We start from the raw sequence: 20,181 nt of genomic DNA, 5'->3' as shown, positions 1-20,181 counted from the left end.
TAATCCTTCTTTCTATTCACTCTACTTTAGTTCCTATGTACTACTAAAGAGACTTTTTATTGATGTGTGACAGTTAGGGTGCGGAAGGTGGGATAGTAATACCAACCGCTTGGGTTATTCGGGTATTCCTCGGCAAACTCTGCTAACACCCCTACCCCTTTCGCCCAATCTCCCCGATAAAGGTGATAATACGCCAGTGATTTGTAAGCTTCAACTGCATGAGGAGCCTGTCGCAGCATAGAACTAATCAGCTTTTTAGTCTGCTTCCCTTCTTCACCGGATACTAATCTCATCCCGCAACGCTGATCTAACTGTCGTTGGAGTACCTGAAAATCATCCGGAGCTAAGGCGATAGCTCTACTCAACTTCTGCCTAGCTTCTTGAAAGTCCCCCATTGCCATCAGTGCATCATAGCTGTGAATCAAAGCCACAATATCATTTGAGTTGAGTGACAAAACCCGTGAAAAGGCTCGTAAAGCCCCAATCGGATTTTCTCTCCCCTTCTGCACTTGTCCCAATGCCAACCAGTGAACTATTTTGTCAGGTTCTAGGTCAGCCGCAGAATCAAAAGCTATGATTGCTTTTTTAGTGTCACCTTTACAGACAGCAATTAATCCGCCTATGTGGTACTGAGTTGCTCTATTACAGGACAATGCTAAGGCACTCCCATATACCTCTATAGCCTCTGCCTCTCGTTTCATCATTTGCAAGATTTTCCCCAGTTGCAGCCGCACATTGAGCAATTGAGGCGATCGCTCAATCACTTGGCGATACTCTGCGATCGCCTCTTGCCAAATTCCCATTTTGTACAGCAAATCAGCTAGTTCTAATCGTTTCTTCCATCCTTGGGGATACTTCTGGACGTACTTACTTAAGGTTTTTAGTTTCTGGTCTTGTCTACTTGGCTTTTCGTCTAACACCAAGTGAATATTCATCTCCACCCCAGAGGACTGGGAAAACTGTACCAAGTATGTGGCAAGGTTTCCAACCATATCACGCTTACTTTATAATTAATTTCTTCGATGATGCTTTTTGCCGTTATCGGTGCTTCCCAATCAGATGTGAATTCGACTTTCCCCGCAACAGGGTGTAGAGACTTGTCATCAGGTTGCTCTTTGTAGGAGAGATTTGTTAAATTCACCTTTTTTAAGGGGGGGAAATCCAGAGAAGTCTGATCTTCCCCCGCCAGATACTTGTTTAAGTGCTTTTGCAGAATGGTTTGCGCCTGTTTAACCCGTTTGCGAATGTTGTCTTCAGAGAGGGACAGTTCCTTGGCAATGTCTCTGTAGGACTTTTCTTGACAAGAGTGGAGGATAAAAGGGTCGCGCAGTCTGGGTGGTAAGGACTCAATTCTGTGGTAAAGATATGCCCCCAGCTCACGACGGAAAATTTCTGACTCAGGAGATTCAAGGCTGGAAGTAACTACTGCATGATCAACAAATTGAATGTCCTCAATGTTTTCCATCCTTTCGCGCTGGCGTTTTCGATGGATATCCATGCAGAGGTTATGCGTTATTCGGCTCAACCAAGCTTTAGGATTGGTGATTTTACCAGCATAGTCTGGCCATTGATTCCAGGCTTTGAGCATTACCTGACTCAGTGCATCTTCAGCATCTGTAGGATTACCACTCATCCACTGTAAGCAACGACTGTAAAAATAATCTTCATATTGCTGCCATAAATACCAAAAGTCAGTACGGCTTTGAGACAAACACCTCAATCTGATTTGCTCTGGTAATGCGATCGTGGCTTCTAGCCCTGCTAAGGAAATAAAGGCTTTTTGCTCTAAATTTACCTGCATCTACTACTTCCAGTTGAAAAGCTCAAATTCAACTATTAACATTTAACCAGCACTTAAGCAGCCGTAATATTACGGGAATAAATTTAAAATTTAGTTAATTTTGATTAATCCGCGATCGCTCTTTCTCAGGTGTTTTATTCCCTAGTGCGATCGCATTCACAAAATTTTACTAACAATAAAACTCGCCTCTACCTTTATCTCAAAAGCTTCAGCGAGTATTCCTTAAAGTCTTATATGGGTCGCCCGGGATTCGAACCCGGAACTAATCGGTTAAAAGCCGAGTACTCTACCGTTGAGTTAGCGACCCGTTAATTTGCTTTTCGCAACTTTGCCATCATAGCATACATATTTATAGATTTGTAAAGGACTTTAGAAAAAATTCACTGTTAACCGCACAGATGCTGTATAGCTGCTTCCTGGTTCTAACACAGTCAGGTTTTCACCAGTGTTCAGGGAGTTACGGGGAGCGCTCCACGGTTCTAGACAGTAAAAATCTTTGCCTTTGAGCGTCCAAAACACTAAAATCGGATATTCATTGCTATAATCCAGAGTCAGTTTCAACTTGCGGCTGTTGTCTGTCACAGCAGCGGATTGACTGGTTAGCTGCTTAAAGGCAACGTCAATTTCATCCAGGCTAAAGTCAAAATTACCATTGAAAGGGTGAATTTCTTTGGTTATCTGGTCTTGATACTTTTGGGAAGGAATTTCAAACTCTAACTGAGTTTTATCAACCGTTAGAAAATAAGGATGGAAACCTGTAGAAAAGGGCAGTGATGTGGATGAGAGATTTTTATACTGCTGGCGAATTTCTAAAATATTACCTTGAAGTTCGTAAGTAAACAGCACTTGAAAGTCAAAAGGATAAACTGCCCGTGTTTTCTCGTTGCTGTTGAGGACGAGGGTGAGACTAACTTTATCTTGAGTAACTTGGTCAGTTACTTCCCAAGGTAGATCACGGGCAAAGCCGTGTTGTTTGAGAGTATACTGCTGCCCATTGTGAGTATAAGTATTATCCGGTATATTGCCGCAGATGGGAAACAAAATAGGATTTCCACCTCTGACGCTCAAATCAGGATTAGCAAAGCGTTCAGTATCTAAGTAGAAAATTTCTTGCCCCTGTATACGCCAACGAGTGATGATCCCACCACGTTCTGGGACAACTTCCAGTTGAGAACCAGCTGTTTCATCTGAAAGAATGTAGGTTTTGTATTGTTGCTGTTGAACTGCAATGGTAAACACAAATTTAGTCCTGAATTTAGGATAGAGACGCGATTAATCGCGTCTGTACTTAGGGGAGACGCGATTAATCGCGTCTGTACAGGAGTTAGGAATTGTTAACTCCTAACTCCTAACTTTTTATTCGTCTTCTGCAAATACGAAACGATATAACTCGCTGGGGTCTGGTTCAGGGCTGCTTTCGGCGAACTTAACGGCTTCGTCGATTACATCCTGAATTTTACGGTCAATGGCTTTGATTTCTCCCTCATTCGCCAGGTTTTGCTCCACCAAATAAGCTGCCAACTTCTTAATTGGATCACGGGCAAACCAAAATTCTTTTTCTGCTTTGCTTCGCATTTCATCAGGATCTGCCAAGGAGTGACCCCGGAAGCGGTAGGTAAGTGCCTCAATTAATGTTGGGCCTTCACCTGCACGGGCACGGGCTACAGCTTCTTGGGCCACGGCTCGGACTGCTAGTACATCCATGCCATCTACTTCCACGCCCACCATGTTAAATACACTGGCTTTTTTATAAATCTCTGGCTGGGAAGTGGCTCGCTCGTGAGACATCCCAATGGCCCACTTATTATTTTCGACTACAAACAGAATTGGCAGTTTCCATAGGGCTGCCATATTTAGCGTCTCGAAAAACTGACCGTTGTTAGCTGCACCGTCGCCAAAAAAGCAAGCTGTCACTTGGTCAGCACTTTCATCTTTTAGCACTTCGCGGCGGTATTTGCTTTGAAAAGCCGCTCCAGCTGCTACAGGAATTCCCTCAGCCACAAAAGCATAGCCACCCAGCAAGCGATGTTCAGCAGAAAACATGTGCATGGAACCACCGCGCCCTTTGCTGCAACCTGTGGCTTTACCAAATAATTCTGCCATAACCTCTTTTGCTGGTACTCCCGCACTCAGAGCATGAACGTGGTCGCGGTAAGTACTACAAACGAAATCTTCACCCGGTCGCATTGACTGCACAACACCACTGCAAACGGCTTCTTGACCGTTGTACAAATGGACAAAACCAAACATTTTGCCCCTGTAGTACATTTCAGCGCACTTGTCTTCAAACAAGCGCCCTAATACCATGTCCTCATACAACCGTAACCCTTCTTCTTTAGTAATGTGCGTAGTAGCAGGATTAAATGTGGGTAAAGTACGCTCTTGAACCATTATTTTTGAGTATCCCTGTTGTACAACTTAAAGTTACGGTCTTAAATAAGTTCGTCTGATAACACCTCAGCTTTTAACAGGCTAGCGTTTGCAAGACTCAACAATCAAACTTTATTTATGCACCAAAAAAGGGTCTTAGGGAATAGCTGAATTTTTAATTTTTAATTTTTAAGTTTTCAGCCCATGCCCCGTGAGGATTTGACTCTAACGACAATATCTGCCGCTTTGGGTTTTTTCTCACGATTGCCCTTTATAGACTAGCAATCAAGATAGACTGCTTTCTGCATATTCATTAACAATTTAAAAAAAAGGAAGTAAAAGTCTATATATCCAAATAGGTAATTGTAATTAAAGGTAAATTATGATATTATTTGTTTCTCCTGTTATCAGGGTCAACTCCCAATAGTGGTATTTTTGTTACCGCCTACTGGGAAAGTCCCAAAAAAATCAATCATCAATAGATTCTTACAACCACAACATTTATGCCGTGATTAAAAGCGGTAGTTGTGGTTTGTGGTATCGAAGGCTGATAATAGTCGTGTTAAACAAAAATACTAAGAATTAAGACAAACAATTGAGGCTTTCTAGGCGAAAGCAAAAAATTAGTAATAGAATGTGACTCAAAATTTCGGGAAGGTACAAAACAAGTTGTTGGAATATACACTTGTAGAGTAAATTCTACACGGTATTTTTATGGCACAGTTTTACAGGCCTGGAAAGCTCTAGGTGAATTATGTTGATCACGGTGCAGGGGAAGTAGGCTGTGCGAATTCCGCTAGATTACTACCGAATTTTAGGACTACCGTTGGCGGCAAGTGATGAACAATTGCGGCAGGCATACAGCGATCGCATTGTACAATTGCCACGACGTGAGTATTCTCAGGCAGCAATTTCTTCTCGTAAACAACTCATAGAAGAAGCTTACGTGGTTTTATCAGATCCAAAAGAACGCAGTACCTACGATCAGCTTTATCTTGCCCACGCTTATGACCCTGATAACCTTGCTGCTGCCGCAGTAGCACTGGAAAATCGCACAGAGAGCCACAAAAGGGGTATTGACACCCATCTGGGCATCGAAATTCCCCAAGACGAATTAGTTGGCGCTTTATTAATTTTGCAAGAGTTGGGGGAATACGAACTTGTATTGAAACTAGGTCGTCCGTACCTGGTAAATAAAAATGGTGCTACAAGTGCAAGAAAAGGCAATAATTTAGCAGACGAAGAAATACACGAAAGTGCTGAACATCCAGATGTTATTCTCACTGTTGCCCTTGCTTGTCTAGAATTAGGTCGTGAACAGTGGCAGCAAGGTCACTATGAAAATGCCGCCATATCCCTAGAAACTGGTCAAGAACTGCTAGCACGCGAAGGGTTGTTCTCTAGTGTACAGGCAGAAATTCAGGCGGATCTTTACAAATTGCGACCATATCGAATTTTGGAGTTGCTGGCACTACCTCAAGAAAAGACTGCCGAACGAAGCCAAGGTTTGGAATTATTGCAAAACCTCTTAGAAGATCGTGGCGGGATTGATGGCACGAGCAATGATGAATCTGGTTTAAATATAGATGACTTTCTGCGATTTATCCAGCAGTTACGCAACCACTTAACAGTCGCAGAGCAGCACAAGTTATTTGAAGCCCAAAGCAAACGTCCTTCTGCCGTTGCCACTTATTTAGCTGTTTATGCCTTGATAGCACGTGGATTTGCTCAACGTCAACCTGCTTTAATTCGTCAAGCAAGGCAAATGCTCATGCGCCTGGGCAAACGCCAAGATGTACATTTAGAACAGTCGCTATGTGCATTACTCTTGGGACAAACTGAAGAAGCAACTCGTGTTTTAGAACTTAGTCAGGAGTACGAAGCTTTAGCTTTTATTCGGGAAAAATCTCAAGACTCTCCAGATTTATTACCGGGGCTGTGTCTATATGCAGAACAGTGGTTGCAACACGAAGTATTTCCCCATTTTCGAGATTTAGCAAACCAGCAAGCTTTCCTAAAAGATTACTTTGCTAACCAACAGGTGCAAGCTTATTTAGAAGCACTGCCAACTGATGCAGAAACAACTAATGAATGGGCTGTAATTAACCCCCAGTATTTTCCCCAGCCCCAGAGAAATAATCCCCCTTTCCCCAACAATTCAACTAGGACTTCAGGGCAATTTAATCACAGTAGAACACCTGACCCAGATTTGCCAGAAACACCAACAAAAGAAGTACCCGAATATTCAAATTTCTCACCACTTATGTGGAATTCATCTGAGAGTGTAAAATCAGATGTTCCTACTGCCGAACGGATGAGCAGAAATACTAATCAGCATTTGAATGGTTCAGCTAAGACTGCTGCACCCGGTCATAACCAAAAGCGTAGAAGGAGAAAACCGACTCCATCTGCTAGCCGAGAGCGTGTACCAGATAATCGTCCTCAGTCTCGTCGTCCTCGGCGGCGGCGAACTTTTGCTAACACCATAGAAGGGAAAACACGGCTGGTATGGAGAGTGTTTATTTCTTTGGTGAGTATATTAGTTTTTTGGGTGTTAGCCACAACAACTTTTGGATGGTTAAAAAATCTATTTTTTCCTACACCATCTGTGCGTGGCTCACAGTTGTTTGTGCAAATAAATCAACCACCAATAGCTATTCCTGATCCAAATAGTAAACCACAAGCACTAGATGGCCCTATAACAGATGCAACGGCAGAGGAAGTTATTCGGACTTGGCTATCTACTAAAGCCGCAGCTTTAGGGCCCAATCATGAGATTAATAATTTAGAGCAGATTTTAACTGGTTCAGCTTTATCTCAATGGCGATTGATTGCTCAACAGGATAGGTCAGACAACCGCTACCGCAAGTACAACCATAGTCTGAAGGTGGAATCTGTAGAGAAAATTGATTTATTTGCAGATCGTGCCGCAGTGGAAGCTACGGTTAAGGAAGCGACACAGTTATATGAAAATGGTCGGTTTCAAAACTCTTCTAATGATAAATTGCGAGTTCGGTATGATTTGATTCGAGAACGAGGGAAATGGCATATTCAGAGTATATCTGTTGTCAATTAGATAAGTTGGAATTTTTAAGCGATGTCTACAGTTCGCCTACGACGAAGTAGGTGGTTCCAATCCTCTAATAAGAGTGATTCTCATTCCTGAATTCTTCTTCAATCGCTCTGAATTTGAGACTGATACCCACCTAGCAACCGCTATAAATTTCAACTCAAAATTTCCCAGAACTTTCTAACACCTCTAACAAACTTTTCAACATCAAATAAGCAGAAGTTCCTCCCGGATCTTGATGTCCAATACTCCTCTGGCCCAGATAACTAGCCCGTCCTTTTTTCGCCTGCATCGGTATAGTTTCTTCCAACCCGCTTTGGGCTGCTACTACAGCTTGTTGCATAGCTTCCACCGTCCCCTTACCTTCTCTTACAGCCTGCCCAAAAGTTGCCACAGCCGGAGATAGCACATCCACCATTGTTTTGTCTCCTAGTTGCGCTTTGCCACGTTGTAGCACGCCGTCTAAGCCTGCTTGGAGTTGCATTTCTAAAGATGTAATATAAGGCCCAATCAAGTTTCGCACAATTTGCAATCCTTGCTGTTCGCAGATTTGGGCGAGTTTGCGGTAAACAATATACAGTTCGGAAACCGGAGTTCCACCCATACTATTGACGAAAGCTAACAGGCGATCGCCTTTTGCAAATGGGAGATTTATTAGTTCTACATCTACCCATTCTCCTTTGTCTTCATCCCACTCACGCAGTGTGCGGCTGTATGCTGTATCCTCAATCAGCGATCGCGTCAAAATTTCGGTGATCTCATCTACTGATTTGATGGCTGTACGTTCTATTCCTGGCTCACCGTGGATACCGATACCTAATTCAATTTCGCGATCGCTCAATTCAAATGTTGGCGTTCCATTAGCGGGGACTGTACAAGATGTTAGAGCAATTCCCATACTCCGCCCATTTAGATTTACTCGGCGACATAAATTTGCTATTTGTGGCAAATCATACCCCAAATCAGCCGCAGCACCACAAATTTTTTCTGCCAGTATTGTTGTTCCCACACCCCGGCGTCCTTGGGTATAGAGGCTATCCTTGACTGCCACATCGTCATCAATCAAAATATTTAGCACTCGAATGCCCTCACCACGGGCTAACTCCGTTGCCATCTCAAAGTTCATCACATCGCCGCTGTAATTCTTGACGATATAAAGGATACCAGAGCCTGCATCTACCCGTTTGGCTGCTTCTAGCATTTGGTCAGGAGTAGGTGAAGTAAAAACCTCACCAGGACAAGCTGCATCAAGCATTCCTTTGCCCACGAAGCCAGCGTGCATTGGTTCATGTCCACTGCCGCCACCAGAAATAATTGCTACTTTCCCCTGTATAGATGCATCAGCTCGATAGACAAAAACGGGATCATAGTTCAGTTTAATTAAATCAGAATGAGCCGCCGCCATACCTTCTAAACTTTCTCGCACAAAGTCTTCCGGCTTGTTGATCAGCTTTTTCATAATCCGTGTTTGGTTAAAAGGGTGCTAAAACCCAGATTATAGCGATCGCTCGTTTGTATGCAATACAGTCTGACCTCTCTCTAAATCTCTCTCCTCTCAGGAGAGAGACTTTGAATTTTCCCCCTTCCCGCGTCGGGAAGGGGGTTAGGTTTTTCGTGGGTTTTTCCACATGACCTGAATTGTTAGTTATTTAATGTCAATTTGAAGATTCCATCAACTCAATACACTTGTGCATCTGCTGACGCATGGTTTCTTTATCAGCATGAAACCTTCGCCCATGACCTGGTAGCACCCACTCAAAAGAGTAATTAGCCAAGTTACGCATTGATTTAGTCTGTTCTGACCAAGAATACCAGCAGAAATCGCGGAATGCGGCCAGTTGGTGCAAGCTTTCTGACCAAGCGAGATGGTCGCCTGTGAACAAAAACTTATTTTTATAAAGTAGAACAGTTTGTCCTTTGGTGTGACCGGGAACTGGGATAATTAATAAGTCTGGAGTCAAAGTAAATGGTTCAAAACCAGTTAGCTGTATTTCCACATTGCGAGTAGCCGCAGTAATATCATCAGTATGAAGGATGCGATCGCACTGGAAATGTTCGGTAAACTTTTGATGATCTGCCACATCATCCTTATGAGTTAGGTACATATAACGAATTCCACCCATCTCTTCTAAACGCTTAACTAAAGGCGGCGTAAAACGGGGAGAATCCACCAAAATGTTACCTTCTGGAAGTTGAATTAAATAGCTAGCAGCACCATAAGATTTTTCAGAATGGTAGCCACAGTTGTAAACATTTTCCGCTACTAATATTGGAAACTGTTGTTGAGCAACTTTGATATCTTTTGGTTTTTCAACTGTGCCAATAGAACTAGTAGGACATGCCAAAAGTGCTTCAAGTGCTGCTAATCTTTCTGCATCATTCGTTGGTTGATGATAAACCGCCGACTGTTCATCAACACGAGAAAACACTTCAGGAGTCATCCAGCGACAGGTATCACAATCAATACAGGTAGTATCTACATAAAAATCGCCGTTGAGATTTTGGGAGCGACGTTGATTTAAATGAGCCATATTAATCCTTTTGCTTCCAGCCGCTTACCGGGGAGCGATAAACTCTATATCACTACGCTAGCAAAAGTGACTTGAGATTGTAGACATCACTAGAAGTCAGTTGGCAGCATTTAATTGACTTCATACTTAAGGACTCAGTACTCTCTCCAGCGACTGACTCCTCTTAAACTTTTGAATTTGGAATTGCTATATCATACAAGAGACAAAAATTAGCCTAAATCCCGAAAGCTATGCTTTGTCGACTCTGCCGTTATTATCACATTTTGTCTCTCATTAAGATGCGTTTACCCTACCTTTCATTCTGCGTATTGGGTGCAGGACTTCTGGGCATTCCCAATTCCCAAATAAGCGCTCAGAACCAGATCGCTGTGCCGGCTTTCGACTTCCAAGGCCGGTACCTCGTTGTGGCTTCGGACACGGACATGCTCCCTTCCGCGTATATCGACGGGAAACTCGGTCCTATGGCCGGTCCCGACAAGCTCTCGGTAATACGGCTTGCTCAGTCTCCTGCTGCTATGAAACCTATTACGGTGGAGGTCACAAATTCAGTGATCGGTCCCCCTTCTTCGATCGCCCTCACACCGGATGGCAGGTACGCCATCGTGATCGAAACGCAAGGTCCACGTCCCAGCCAACTGCCGGATGCCAAGCTGAGTGACCTTCCTCTTGGCCGCACAATCACGGTCGTCGATCTTTCCGACCCGGATCACCCGAAAGTGGTTGAGAAGATCAAAGGGTTCGATAGTCCCCTCTCTGTGTCGGTCAACGCAGATGGCACACTCGTAGCCGTCGTCTTCAAGAAAACGCCTCAACGGAAGCAGCCGCTTCTGGCCATGTATCGTCTTCAACAAGGGAGACTGTCCAAGCCTTTCCTTCCAAGCATTCCTGGTCCTGAGGCTGGTGATGCCCTTGTGAGTGCGGAGTTCCATCCAAAGAAAAATGTCCTTGGGTTGGTCTACAGCGAGCATCCAAGGCTGTCCTTAGTTCAGGTAGACGCGACCTCAAAGACTGTAGCGCTCTCAAGTTGGGGCGATCCCGTCAACCTCGACATCGCTCCTTTCCTTGTGCGTTTTACCCCTGATGGTCGGTTTGCCATCGTAAACGCAATGCTGCTCGGTACTGATATTCGTGGAACCGTTTCCAGTATTCGGCTTGAACAAAGCACAGCAGCGGATGGTACCCCGCACCATTTTCTCGTTTCGAGGGCAGACACTGGCGTGATGCCAGAGGGTTTGGCCATAAGCCCCAATCAGCATTGGATCGCTACGACAAATCTGGAACGCAGCGCGCAACCATTGGATGACCCCAAGCAAGGCTTCTTCTCCTCCGTCTCTCTGCTCCGGCTAGACCCGCAGACCGGGAGCATTGATCGCGTGGGAGAGTTTCCCTTCGACGGCATGTTACCCGAGTCCGCTGTCTTTGACAACACGAGTCGCTTTCTGGCCGTGGTGTGTTTTGCACATTTTGACCGTTCAAAGCCGAACGGATCAGTCGATTTCTGGAGACTGACAGGTGATTTCGCTGACCCCAAGCGTACAGAACTCGTGAAGACTGACTTCTCGATCACGGTTGCACGAGGTCCACAGTCGATGGTGATAGCGCGGTAAGGTACTTCCAAGTAATAAAATGCCCAGCCGTATCAAATATATTTTGACTCAGCCCAAGGATTTAGGCGCTTTCGCCCCAAAGGGGCGAAAGCAATTGCTGCAGACTGACTCCAAAGACTTATCGATCATTTAAAGATTAGAAGATCAAGAGCCTGTTGGCGCACCAGCAAAATTCAGTATGGAACAAGTAATCGAATTGTTTGCCTTGGCATGTTCTACACCGTCCGATTACGGTAGACCAATAAGTCATTGGACGGCAAGAGAACTTGCAGACGAAATCATGAAACAAGGGATTATTGAATGCATATCTGTTCGCTATGTAGGAAGATTATTAGAGGAAGCAGAACTTCAACGCAAGTTTTTTCAGTTAGCATGATTTGAAAAATCGAATCCTCCATTTTATCGACTACTTTAATCAAACAATGGCTAAACCTTTTAAGTGGACATATAAAGGCAAAGTTTTGGCTCTTTAATGGTTTGCTTATTTCCGCCGCCTTGTACTAGAAACAGGCGATTGGGCTGTATGGTGTCCAGAATTACCTGGCTGTACTTCAGCAGGAGAAACTGAAGAAGCTTTGGAAAATATTAAAGAAGCAATTCAATTGTATTTACAGCCGGAATTAATTGGGTTAGCTCCTAGTGCGATCGCACGAGAGATTATCGTCTCATGAGCGATCGTAAAATTTAGTAGTTAAGGGAAGAGTTATGACTGAAATTGTATTTCTCGTTGAAGATGAAGTTACAACTTAGGTACACTCTACGATTCTTGGCGTTCTTCTCTAACAAGACGTTCCGCGTTGGCGGTTCTTATAAATAAATTAAGCTTTTTGGCAATTTTTGCGTAAGTCCTATACTGATAAAACTTATTAAGCCGACTGCGGGAAGCAATCGGCATAACAAATTCATAATAATTTAGTTGCAATTTAGCCGTGAGTTGCACCTTGAGGAGGACGCGAAACAACTTTTTTGGCTAAACCCAAAGTCTGCAAAACTAGGATGCTCCACCAAGTAACATCAATTTCCCACCAAGACAACCCAGATTTTGCCATGTGGGGATAAGTATGATGGTTGTTGTGCCATCCTTCTCCATAAGTAACAATCGATACCCACCAAAGATTACGAGCGCCATCATTGGCATCAAAGGTGCGATAACCCCACAGGTGTGATGCTGAGTTCACAAACCAGGTTGAGTGCCAAAGCAAAACACACCTGACAAATACTCCGTAAATCACAAAAGACCATCCTCCTAAGGCATAAAGCAGCAACCCAAAGGGGATTTGCAACAGCAAGAAGTAGCGATCCAGCCAGCAATAAAAGGGTTGTCTTGCTAAATCTGGGGCATATTTTATATAGGTGTCATAGTCAAAGAACTCTGGACGCGGATAGAAAATCCACAGAATATGGCTCCACCAAAATCCTCTTTGGGCAGAGTAGGGGTCTAAATTGATATCTTCCGTGTGGGCGTGATGCTGGCGGTGTCCACCTACCCAAAAAATGGGCCCACCTTGCAAAGCCAACGCTCCAATCAGGGCGATCGCATACTCTAACCACTTAGGAACCTGGAAACTTTTATGGCTCAGTAGTCGGTGATATCCCAGGCAAATACCAATGCTCCCGAATAACCAGTGGAGAAACACTAGCAAACCTAATGCTGGCCAGGAGAAAAACCAAGGAGCCAGAAGTGCTAAAGCATGAAATGTAGCAAAAAATACTACATTCGTCCAACTGAGTTGAGGTGAGTTGCCTCTCTCAGGGGCGATCGCCCCAAAATTTGCGGTCATAAAAATTCCTGTTGATGGATGATAAAGCGATTTGCTTGTCACCTGCTAGAGTCAAGCAAGTATCACTTACATTTGTTATGCTAGCAGAACTCTGATATCCGTGCAAGTGCCACTTGCATTTTTCTATGTCGTCTCAAATCATTTCCACTCGTCAACGCCTGATTCAAGCTGCACTTGAATTGTTTTCTGCTCAGGGAGTCAGCGCTACCACAACCCGCCAAATTGCTGAAAAAGCCGAAGTCAACGAAGTGACTCTATTTCGGAATTTTGGCAATAAGCATGGACTGCTTTTGGCTGTGCTGGAAGAGTCCGCAGCCTTCAAGGATTTAGGTGAGTCGCTGGTGCGGCGGGCAACACCTCCTGGCAATGTTTACCAAGCTCTTAAAGATTATGCAAGTGATAGCTTACATGCATTAGAAAGAGTACCAGAGTTTGTCCGATCTGTGGTAGGTGAAGCCGACCAATTCCCGGCAGAAAATCGCCGCGCACTAGGCAGGGGAGTAACTGAGGCAAACCGTTATGTAGCTCAGTATTTAGCTACTGTAATCCAGCAAGGACACCTAAATACCTATTTACCCGCAGAAAAATTAGCAAGTTTGTTAAATGGGATGATTTTGGGATATGCAGTAATTGAGTTCACCAGCGAATTTCACGAACTTTGGGAGGATCGGGATGATTTTCTGGAAAATTTGGTGGAGTTGTTTTTACATGGAGCCATGTCACCTTCAGCAGAATCAGCAATAAACTCCTTACAAGGAGGGTTCACCACCACAGAAATAGCTGATTTACCAGCTAGTTTAGTTCATGAAATTCTGCAACAAGCCAGAAAATGGGGAGTACGAGATTATGCCTTGGCTTATGTGTTATTTGGGGCTGGGTTATCTGCCACAGAAATAATTAGCTTAGAGCGATCGCACCAAATCTACGATACTCAAGGGCACTTCCTCCAAATCACAATCCCCGGATTCGTCCGTCAAGTGCCTGTGAATCAGTGGATTTTGGGCAAACGCTACGGTTCTTTTACTAATAATCCTTTAATCAAATGGCACAAAAGTCGTAAAGATGCTCAAACAGCCATGTTTCTGAATGAGACAAGCACACCCATCTCAGAATCAGAGCTTGAGACACGTTGGCAAGTATGGAGTGAAGGGCTATTAACTCCCCAAGGACAAAGACCAGCTATAGCACAAGCACAACAAACCTGGCGCGTAGAAATGTTAATGCGGGGGATCACCTTAGAAAACTTGATTATTTTAACAGGTTGCGATCGCACGCAATTACAACCCTATGTCCGCCGAGCCAAAGAAAAAGCCGCCCTAGAGCAAGCGACTCGTTTGGATCATAAGCCAGGATAGGGGAGTGGGGATAAGGGAGATGGGGAGATAAGGAGAATAACGGGACTTAAACAAAACTGAAGAAGAATAGGAAAGCGATCGCCCCATTTGTAATTAAATAAAGGAGCAATCATTAGCATGATGCAGTCAAACGATTAAGGTAATACAACAGGGGTTTCTCTACCATTGTTGTTTGCACTATTCAAGAGTGTAGCTGTACTATCGGATGGGGATTGGGTGTTGCTCAAACGGCGTGATAAATTTTTGCGTTGCTTGCCTCCCGCCTGGACATATTGCAAACTGTCTTTACCATAATGAGTAGCCACACTCATTAACATCTTTTCAGAATAGCCGCGCAATTCTTCTTCAGTGAGAGAAAGGCGACCTGTCATTTCATCCAGGGTAGAGAGTAAAGTGTTATAAATTGATAGCTGAGTTTGCAAGGTTTGGATGCGGCTGTCGTAGTCTGTCAAACTCAATCCGTTGCCAAATTCTAGCGTAGAGCTAATTGATCGCATTCCTGCAATTCGACGGAGAGCTTTTTCGAGAGTGGATGAACTGCGTTTTAGTCGTGCCATGAAATGCGCTCCTGAAGGCGGTTATAGGGTTACTGCATATACTGTAGCCAATGCAACCATAAACTTCTCTGAGAAATAATTCGGAAAAATTAAAGCAAATTGACATCGACTTGATTATTTTTAGTGAATTATACTGGACTTTTTATTTTATTTGTCAAAAAAGCTACTTAACTCAGCAACAAATACCTCGAAGTCGTGTTGAAGTACTTGAAAGTCGTGTTGGAGTACTTGAAAGTCGTGTTGGAGTACTTGAAAGTCGTGTTGGAGTACTTGAAAGTCATGTCGAGGTACTTGAAAGTCATGTCGAGGTACTTGAAAGTCATGTCGAGGTACTTGAAAGTCGTGTTGGAGTACTTCAAAGTCATGTTGAGGTACTTTGAAATCATGTTGGAGTACTTCCAAGTCATGTTGAGGTACTTTGAAATCGTGTCGGAGTATTAGATGATGGGTTTCCTTAGCTCAACCAAACTTACGGCAAAGGCGATCGCGCTGAAAAGGATCATCTACTGCTTTTATGCCTCTGTGTGGATGTTTGCCTTTGGTTCTAATTTATTATCGGTAGTGATAGGTTGCCGCAGCAGCCAAAGCAATGCAGCGCCTGTACTAGCACCGGAGGCAAGCCCTAAAACAGTTCCCATGATAGCGCCAGTAACGAAACCTGCTATGGCTGTGCTTCCCAATGCGTTGTAAATCCCATCGGCTATAAGGATAGTTAGCCAGCTTACGGAATTACCCAAGATATGCAACAAAGTCCACATGCCATACCATAATATACGCCGACGCAAAATTTGGCGCAAGATATGCGATTGAATGACTCCGACTATAGCTGCAACTATAGCGGCGACTATAGCTGCGACTATAACTGTGGTGGCTGTCCAACTTACAGATATCAACGTACTAAATGGCAAAAGCTCCAAAAGGGAGCAAGTCACTGTCCAACTAGCTAATATCCAACCGCCTATCTTCGAGCTATACAATTGTAAGATGTACAGTTGTATAGCTCCTGCTATAATCCCACCTATGGCTATAAAAAGAAGCAGTATTATTGTTTTTGCGGGTTCTGCTGCGACTAAATTGGCTGCTAACACGGCTACACCCCAACCTAAAGCCGAACTCAAGGTGGTTCCCAGCACCCATCTCAGCCAAAGCCTCCAGCCTATTCCTTGGGGATGAAGCAAATCATACAACGCTTCCGGTAAACGAACTGCCAGTTGCTTGTACTCACTACCAGCCATGAAGTCCAGAAAAATGTAATCGCGCAATAGACTATCCTCTGATGCTCTCTTAGCCAACAAACGCAGAAGCGGTTGGGCTAACTTTGAGAGGACATTAGCGTTCTTCCTGGCAATTTCCAATTGCATACCGCCAACATTACCTTGAACAGCAGTGATTAACAACGCTTCAATCGCTGAACGTATATCCTGTTCCTGTGGACGGGGAATATCAGAAATCAGTCTTTTCCTTAGCCAGTCAGGCATATAACCTTGCCGAAACCACGGTAAGCCAGCCAGATCATTAAGATGACAAGCTTGGAGGAGGGTGCGACCATCTTCGCTTTGGAGTGTATTGCCCAGGTACAATGTGAGATTCCAATGCAGTTCTGGAAATACAGCGCAAGCACTCAGCCAGTCATAACCAGCCTTGCCCAAATATCGGCGGAGTGATTTCAACACCTCATCGATCACTAATGACTCCGGTGGATCTCGTTGAATCCAGCGGCGCGATCGCACTCTCAACTCTTCTGGGAAAGGTGCCCTTATATTTTCTGAAGGTTCATAGGGCGATTTTCCAGATTGAATGCTACGTATCAAGTTCATTAACCCTTCAGGTGTGGCGGGTTGAACAATAAACTGCTGCGATAATTCTAGTTCTTGATATCCCCAGTTTTCTGAAGGTTTTGGTGTTAACACAGCGCGATCGCTCCAACTGGAAAACAAATCGCTCCAACGTTCGAGTTCACCAGTGCGTGAACTAAACAATCCCTGAGCTTCTGAGAAAATAATCAAGCGGTACTCACTATATTTTGCGGCAATTTTATTGAGCGTGCAGGGAGGCCCTTTTCCTGTCATCGAAAAGCAGACGCGAGGATCGCTATCAAAGTAGTAGCCTGTGATGAAAACCTCATTCAGCTTCAGCCTGTCGATCATTTCCTCAACAAATCTTGCCTGGTGATCGCCGTAATTTGCGCGATCAATTAGCACCAAGTATTCAGGGAAAACTTGACGATAGCTATATACTGGCGTGAACCAACCCCCTCGCTGCACACTTTTTTTTAGCGTCCTATTAATATCAAGTTCTGTAGATGGAACTCGGATGCGTCGCCTCAAATCTTGAGCAATACGCAAAAACAAAACTTTGGGAAACAATTCCTCATCTAAGCCAGGAATAGACACTTGCTCAAGTTGCGGTTGTTGATTAGTCGCATGGCGCACGAGAAATTGACGCGCCCGCCAAAACCACCAAATTCTCCAGGCGAGGAAGGTAACAAAGACGATAAGCAGTAATACTGCTAGGATAGATTGCCAATTCAGCAGTAACACTCTCAAGACAGATTGCCAATTTACAGGAGAGTTTGGAGGTTGAATGTTTGGGTTTTGAGGTTTAGTTGAAAATCTGAGCTGAAATGAAACTAAACATAGAATAAGCCAGGCTATAACAGTCAGGAACGGAATTACCACCAGCGACCACCGTTGCCATTTTCGCCACTGCTTTTTAATAGTGAACAACTCCTGTTGTAGTTCCTCTGCCTTAGTGTCTATTTGTCCAGCCTGGCTGACGATAAAACCCATGCGTTGCAGCCATTGGTCAAATCGTTGATAGAAATCTTCCTGCTCAGTTGGCGAATGGCAAAGCAATGGACTTAGAAGACTTTTGAATCTCTGGGGTCGGTCGAGATTATCTCCTTGGGCAATCAGGGCAAGTATAAGGTCTTGGACGACAATATACTGTGATACGCCGATTTTATAGCCTGCATCGCGGAGCTCATCAACGAACTCGATTAACACCTCTGGAGTTAGCCAGCTTGGGTTTTCTTGTTGCGGTTTTCTATCCATTGCTTGACTATCCTCTTGGCTTTGTCTTGATCCTCTGCGGTTTTGATCAAGTTGCTGAGTGTTCGCAGCACTAATTCAGGTTGAGTAAGCGGATTCTCTTGACGATTTGATATTTCTCGCAGTGCGATCATCCAACCCAAGAGTTCAGCAGTTGCAGGTTTCTTCCGTAAGCCACTTGAAGTCGCCCTTAGCTCAAAGAACAGATCCAAAGCGGTGTTGAGAAACTCACTACTACCCGCAGAGTATAAACCTAATCGGTTAGCAACAATTTCCGCTAGGCGATCGCGAGCTGGAAACGGAACATTATAGTAGACACAGCGTCTTAAAAATGCGTCCGGTAAGTCTTTTTCAGAATTACTGGTGATGATAATAATCGGCTGTAATTCGGGATTAGCTGCAATTTTGACATTCCCTAGTTCTGGTACTCGAAAATATAACTGCTCCAATTCGTTAAGGATGTCATTGGGGAAATCACGGGGTGCTTTATCTACTTCATCAATAAGAACAATAGAGCGTCTTTTGCCAGGATGGACAAAATCTTGCGGGAGAAATTTTACAACTTCAGACTTTTCTCTAGTCAGCAAAATGGCCTTGCCCAAAGCACAATATGTCAAATAATTAAGAGGGCTTCTGTTTGTTATACCGCTCTGAGCATCTTGAAATTGCTTCAAGCTGTCATAGTTGTAAAATAGTTCACGGGCTGTACTTGTAGATTTGGTTTCAAACTTGAGTGGGTCTTCAAAACCAAGTTCCCAAGCTACACTATAAGCAAACTGAGTCTTCCCAGTACCAGGTTCTCCAGTCAATAAGAGGGGTTGTCCCAGAAGCAAAGCAACATTACAAGCATCAGCCAATCCAGCATCTGCAATGTAGTTTTCTGGTCTCATCATTTGTGAACGCTGTGATATCGGCAAAGTTGCTGGTACATCGCTTCGCTGCCTTTTGCCATCACCAGCATAAAAGGGGAATTTCATCTGCGTTCCTCCTCGACAATCGAGGAATTTTGTAAAATCTGTGTCAACTTTCTAGCCAAATGTTCCATAGGAATAGTGTTAGAAGACTTTTCCTTCTCCCATTGCTCAAAAATATCTCTAATTTTACTCATCAAATCTTCGATTTTCTCCTCACCCCAAAAATGTTTTGTATCTTTGTCGCGTGCCCAATCCTCTGTTTGTCTTCTAGTTATACCATCCAGTTCTGGTAAAACTGCGCCTATAAGTCTGCCAAATTGAGAAAAGTTAGACAATGATAATTGCTCGATAAATTTATAAATAATTTTATTTTTGAATTTTAAACAAAATCTTTTGATACTCAATTCTTTTTTCACCTGATATTTAATAAATAATAATATAAAGACATAATTACCAGGAGGAATATCTGGCCAATGTTGCCAAAATTTGATAAAACTTTCGATAACTTTGGAACCATGCTGTTGCCAATCCCCGGTAAAAAAGTGGGTATGGATTATCACTGGACCGGGATGTCCCGCTAAAAAATTGTTGATTTCCTCCTTTGATACAAAGCCATGATTAAGTAATCTTTCAGCAAGTTTATTTTCAAGCTGATTGTGAAGATCGTCAATTTTTGGCAGTCTTGAAGGGCAACTGAGAAGATAGTCAGTAACGGCAATTTTATCAGTATCTAAGTAAATGAGCTTAGGTAGCGAAACTTGTTTGAGACGCTCTAGAAACATGTCATGACTTTGAAAATCGTCGCCATGAATAATGCAGACAAGAGGTCGATGGGGTCGTTGATTCAGTCTTTTTAATGCTTGAGCTAAATGATATTCTTGTTCACTACGATCGCAAAGATAAGGTAGTAGAGGAGGAATAGGACGACTTTCTCTGGTTTCTTGAAAGCGTTTATTAAGTGTAACTAAACATTCTTGAAGTTTATTCAACTTTGTTTGCTGAGACTTTTCATTCTTTATCAAATCGAGTGGAATACTTGTAAATTCAACATAGTTAGATTTTTGCTCTTGAATAAGACGCAAATTAGATTCAGTTTCGGTAATCTGTTTCTGAATAGATTCGATTTGTTCCTGAGTCATTACTTT

The 20,181-nt window shown here is 43.6% G+C and carries 15 protein-coding genes, 1 tRNA gene and 2 pseudogenes; 5 read left to right on the top strand and 13 right to left on the bottom strand.

All coding sequences use genetic code 11. The features are described from left to right. Nucleotides 1-56: 56 nt before the first annotated feature. The 5 genes from V7K46_RS13320 to pdhA form a co-directional block, all read right to left on the bottom strand. Nucleotides 57-992, bottom strand: a complete 936-nt coding sequence (locus V7K46_RS13320; protein WP_335113780.1) for a tetratricopeptide repeat protein — start codon at nucleotides 990-992, stop codon at nucleotides 57-59. Further along, on the bottom strand, nucleotides 932-1,801 hold the full coding sequence (locus V7K46_RS13315; RefSeq protein ID WP_335113778.1) for an RNA polymerase sigma factor: 870 nt from the start codon (nucleotides 1,799-1,801) through the stop codon (nucleotides 932-934). Before V7K46_RS13315 ends, V7K46_RS13320 begins: the two co-directional genes overlap by 61 nt. Before the next feature lie 235 nt (nucleotides 1,802-2,036). Beyond that, nucleotides 2,037-2,108, bottom strand: a tRNA-Lys gene (locus tag V7K46_RS13310). A 62-nt stretch (nucleotides 2,109-2,170) separates the two neighbouring features. Beyond that, nucleotides 2,171-3,040, bottom strand: a complete 870-nt coding sequence (locus V7K46_RS13305; RefSeq protein ID WP_335113776.1) for an aldose epimerase family protein — start codon at nucleotides 3,038-3,040, stop codon at nucleotides 2,171-2,173. A 117-nt stretch (nucleotides 3,041-3,157) separates the two neighbouring features. After that, nucleotides 3,158-4,192 carry a pyruvate dehydrogenase (acetyl-transferring) E1 component subunit alpha gene (gene pdhA / locus V7K46_RS13300; RefSeq protein WP_335113774.1) on the bottom strand — a complete coding sequence of 345 codons (1,035 nt, stop codon included), beginning with the start codon at nucleotides 4,190-4,192 and terminating at the stop codon, nucleotides 3,158-3,160. A 763-nt stretch (nucleotides 4,193-4,955) separates the two neighbouring features. Here pdhA and V7K46_RS13295 point away from each other — a divergent pair. Beyond that, nucleotides 4,956-7,247: an IMS domain-containing protein gene (locus V7K46_RS13295; RefSeq protein WP_335113772.1), complete on the top strand. Its 2,292-nt coding sequence runs from the start codon at nucleotides 4,956-4,958 to the stop codon at nucleotides 7,245-7,247. A 154-nt stretch (nucleotides 7,248-7,401) separates the two neighbouring features. On the opposite strand, the gene dhaK is transcribed toward V7K46_RS13295, so the two are convergent. Beyond that, nucleotides 7,402-8,700: a dihydroxyacetone kinase subunit DhaK gene (gene dhaK / locus V7K46_RS13290; RefSeq protein WP_335113770.1), complete on the bottom strand. Its 1,299-nt coding sequence runs from the start codon at nucleotides 8,698-8,700 to the stop codon at nucleotides 7,402-7,404. Between the two features lie 196 nt (nucleotides 8,701-8,896). Then, nucleotides 8,897-9,772, bottom strand: coding sequence for an MBL fold metallo-hydrolase (locus tag V7K46_RS13285; protein WP_335113768.1), 876 nt, complete (start codon nucleotides 9,770-9,772; stop codon nucleotides 8,897-8,899). A 461-nt stretch (nucleotides 9,773-10,233) separates the two neighbouring features. Between V7K46_RS13285 and V7K46_RS13280 the strand changes: the two genes are divergently transcribed. From V7K46_RS13280 to V7K46_RS13270, 3 genes and pseudogenes are all read left to right on the top strand, one after another. After that, entirely contained in the window at nucleotides 10,234-11,379 is a 1,146-nt protein-coding gene (locus tag V7K46_RS13280) for a hypothetical protein (RefSeq protein ID WP_335113766.1), read from the top strand. A 148-nt stretch (nucleotides 11,380-11,527) separates the two neighbouring features. After that, nucleotides 11,528-11,755 (top strand): annotated as a pseudogene (locus V7K46_RS13275) (helix-turn-helix domain-containing protein); the annotation flags it as partial. A 127-nt stretch (nucleotides 11,756-11,882) separates the two neighbouring features. Continuing rightward, a pseudogene (locus V7K46_RS13270) lies at nucleotides 11,883-12,050 on the top strand (type II toxin-antitoxin system HicB family antitoxin); the annotation flags it as partial. A gap of 252 nt (nucleotides 12,051-12,302) precedes the next feature. On the opposite strand, the gene V7K46_RS13265 reads toward V7K46_RS13270, so the two are convergent. Next, entirely contained in the window at nucleotides 12,303-13,160 is an 858-nt protein-coding gene (locus V7K46_RS13265) for an acyl-CoA desaturase (RefSeq protein WP_335113764.1), read from the bottom strand. A gap of 125 nt (nucleotides 13,161-13,285) precedes the next feature. Between V7K46_RS13265 and V7K46_RS13260 the strand changes: the two genes are divergently transcribed. Further along, a complete protein-coding gene (locus V7K46_RS13260; protein WP_335113762.1) occupies nucleotides 13,286-14,515 on the top strand; it encodes a TetR/AcrR family transcriptional regulator in 1,230 nt (409 codons plus the stop codon). A gap of 134 nt (nucleotides 14,516-14,649) precedes the next feature. Here V7K46_RS13260 and V7K46_RS13255 read toward each other — a convergent pair whose 3' ends face one another. The 5 genes from V7K46_RS13255 to V7K46_RS13235 all read right to left on the bottom strand — a co-directional run bounded on the left by V7K46_RS13255 (nucleotide 14,650) and on the right by V7K46_RS13235 (nucleotide 20,175). Then, nucleotides 14,650-15,072 carry a hypothetical protein gene (locus V7K46_RS13255; RefSeq protein ID WP_335113759.1) on the bottom strand — a complete coding sequence of 141 codons (423 nt, stop codon included), beginning with the start codon at nucleotides 15,070-15,072 and terminating at the stop codon, nucleotides 14,650-14,652. Between the two features lie 147 nt (nucleotides 15,073-15,219). Next, nucleotides 15,220-15,474 carry a hypothetical protein gene (locus V7K46_RS13250; protein ID WP_335113757.1) on the bottom strand — a complete coding sequence of 85 codons (255 nt, stop codon included), beginning with the start codon at nucleotides 15,472-15,474 and terminating at the stop codon, nucleotides 15,220-15,222. Between the two features lie 110 nt (nucleotides 15,475-15,584). Further along, on the bottom strand, nucleotides 15,585-18,125 hold the full coding sequence (locus V7K46_RS13245; protein ID WP_335113755.1) for a hypothetical protein: 2,541 nt from the start codon (nucleotides 18,123-18,125) through the stop codon (nucleotides 15,585-15,587). After that, complete coding sequence (locus V7K46_RS13240; protein ID WP_335113753.1) at nucleotides 18,086-19,099, bottom strand: AAA family ATPase; 1,014 nt, start codon at nucleotides 19,097-19,099, stop codon at nucleotides 18,086-18,088. Before V7K46_RS13240 ends, V7K46_RS13245 begins: the two co-directional genes overlap by 40 nt. Further along, nucleotides 19,096-20,175: a hypothetical protein gene (locus tag V7K46_RS13235; RefSeq protein WP_335113751.1), complete on the bottom strand. Its 1,080-nt coding sequence runs from the start codon at nucleotides 20,173-20,175 to the stop codon at nucleotides 19,096-19,098. The genes V7K46_RS13240 and V7K46_RS13235 overlap by 4 nt, the downstream gene beginning before the upstream one ends. Nucleotides 20,176-20,181 lie beyond the last annotated feature (6 nt).

It is taken from the genome of Nostoc sp. (genome assembly GCF_036917395.1).
In the GTDB taxonomy this organism is placed as follows: domain Bacteria; phylum Cyanobacteriota; class Cyanobacteriia; order Cyanobacteriales; family Nostocaceae; genus Nostoc.
This window is presented reverse-complemented; position numbering and strand designations above follow the sequence as displayed.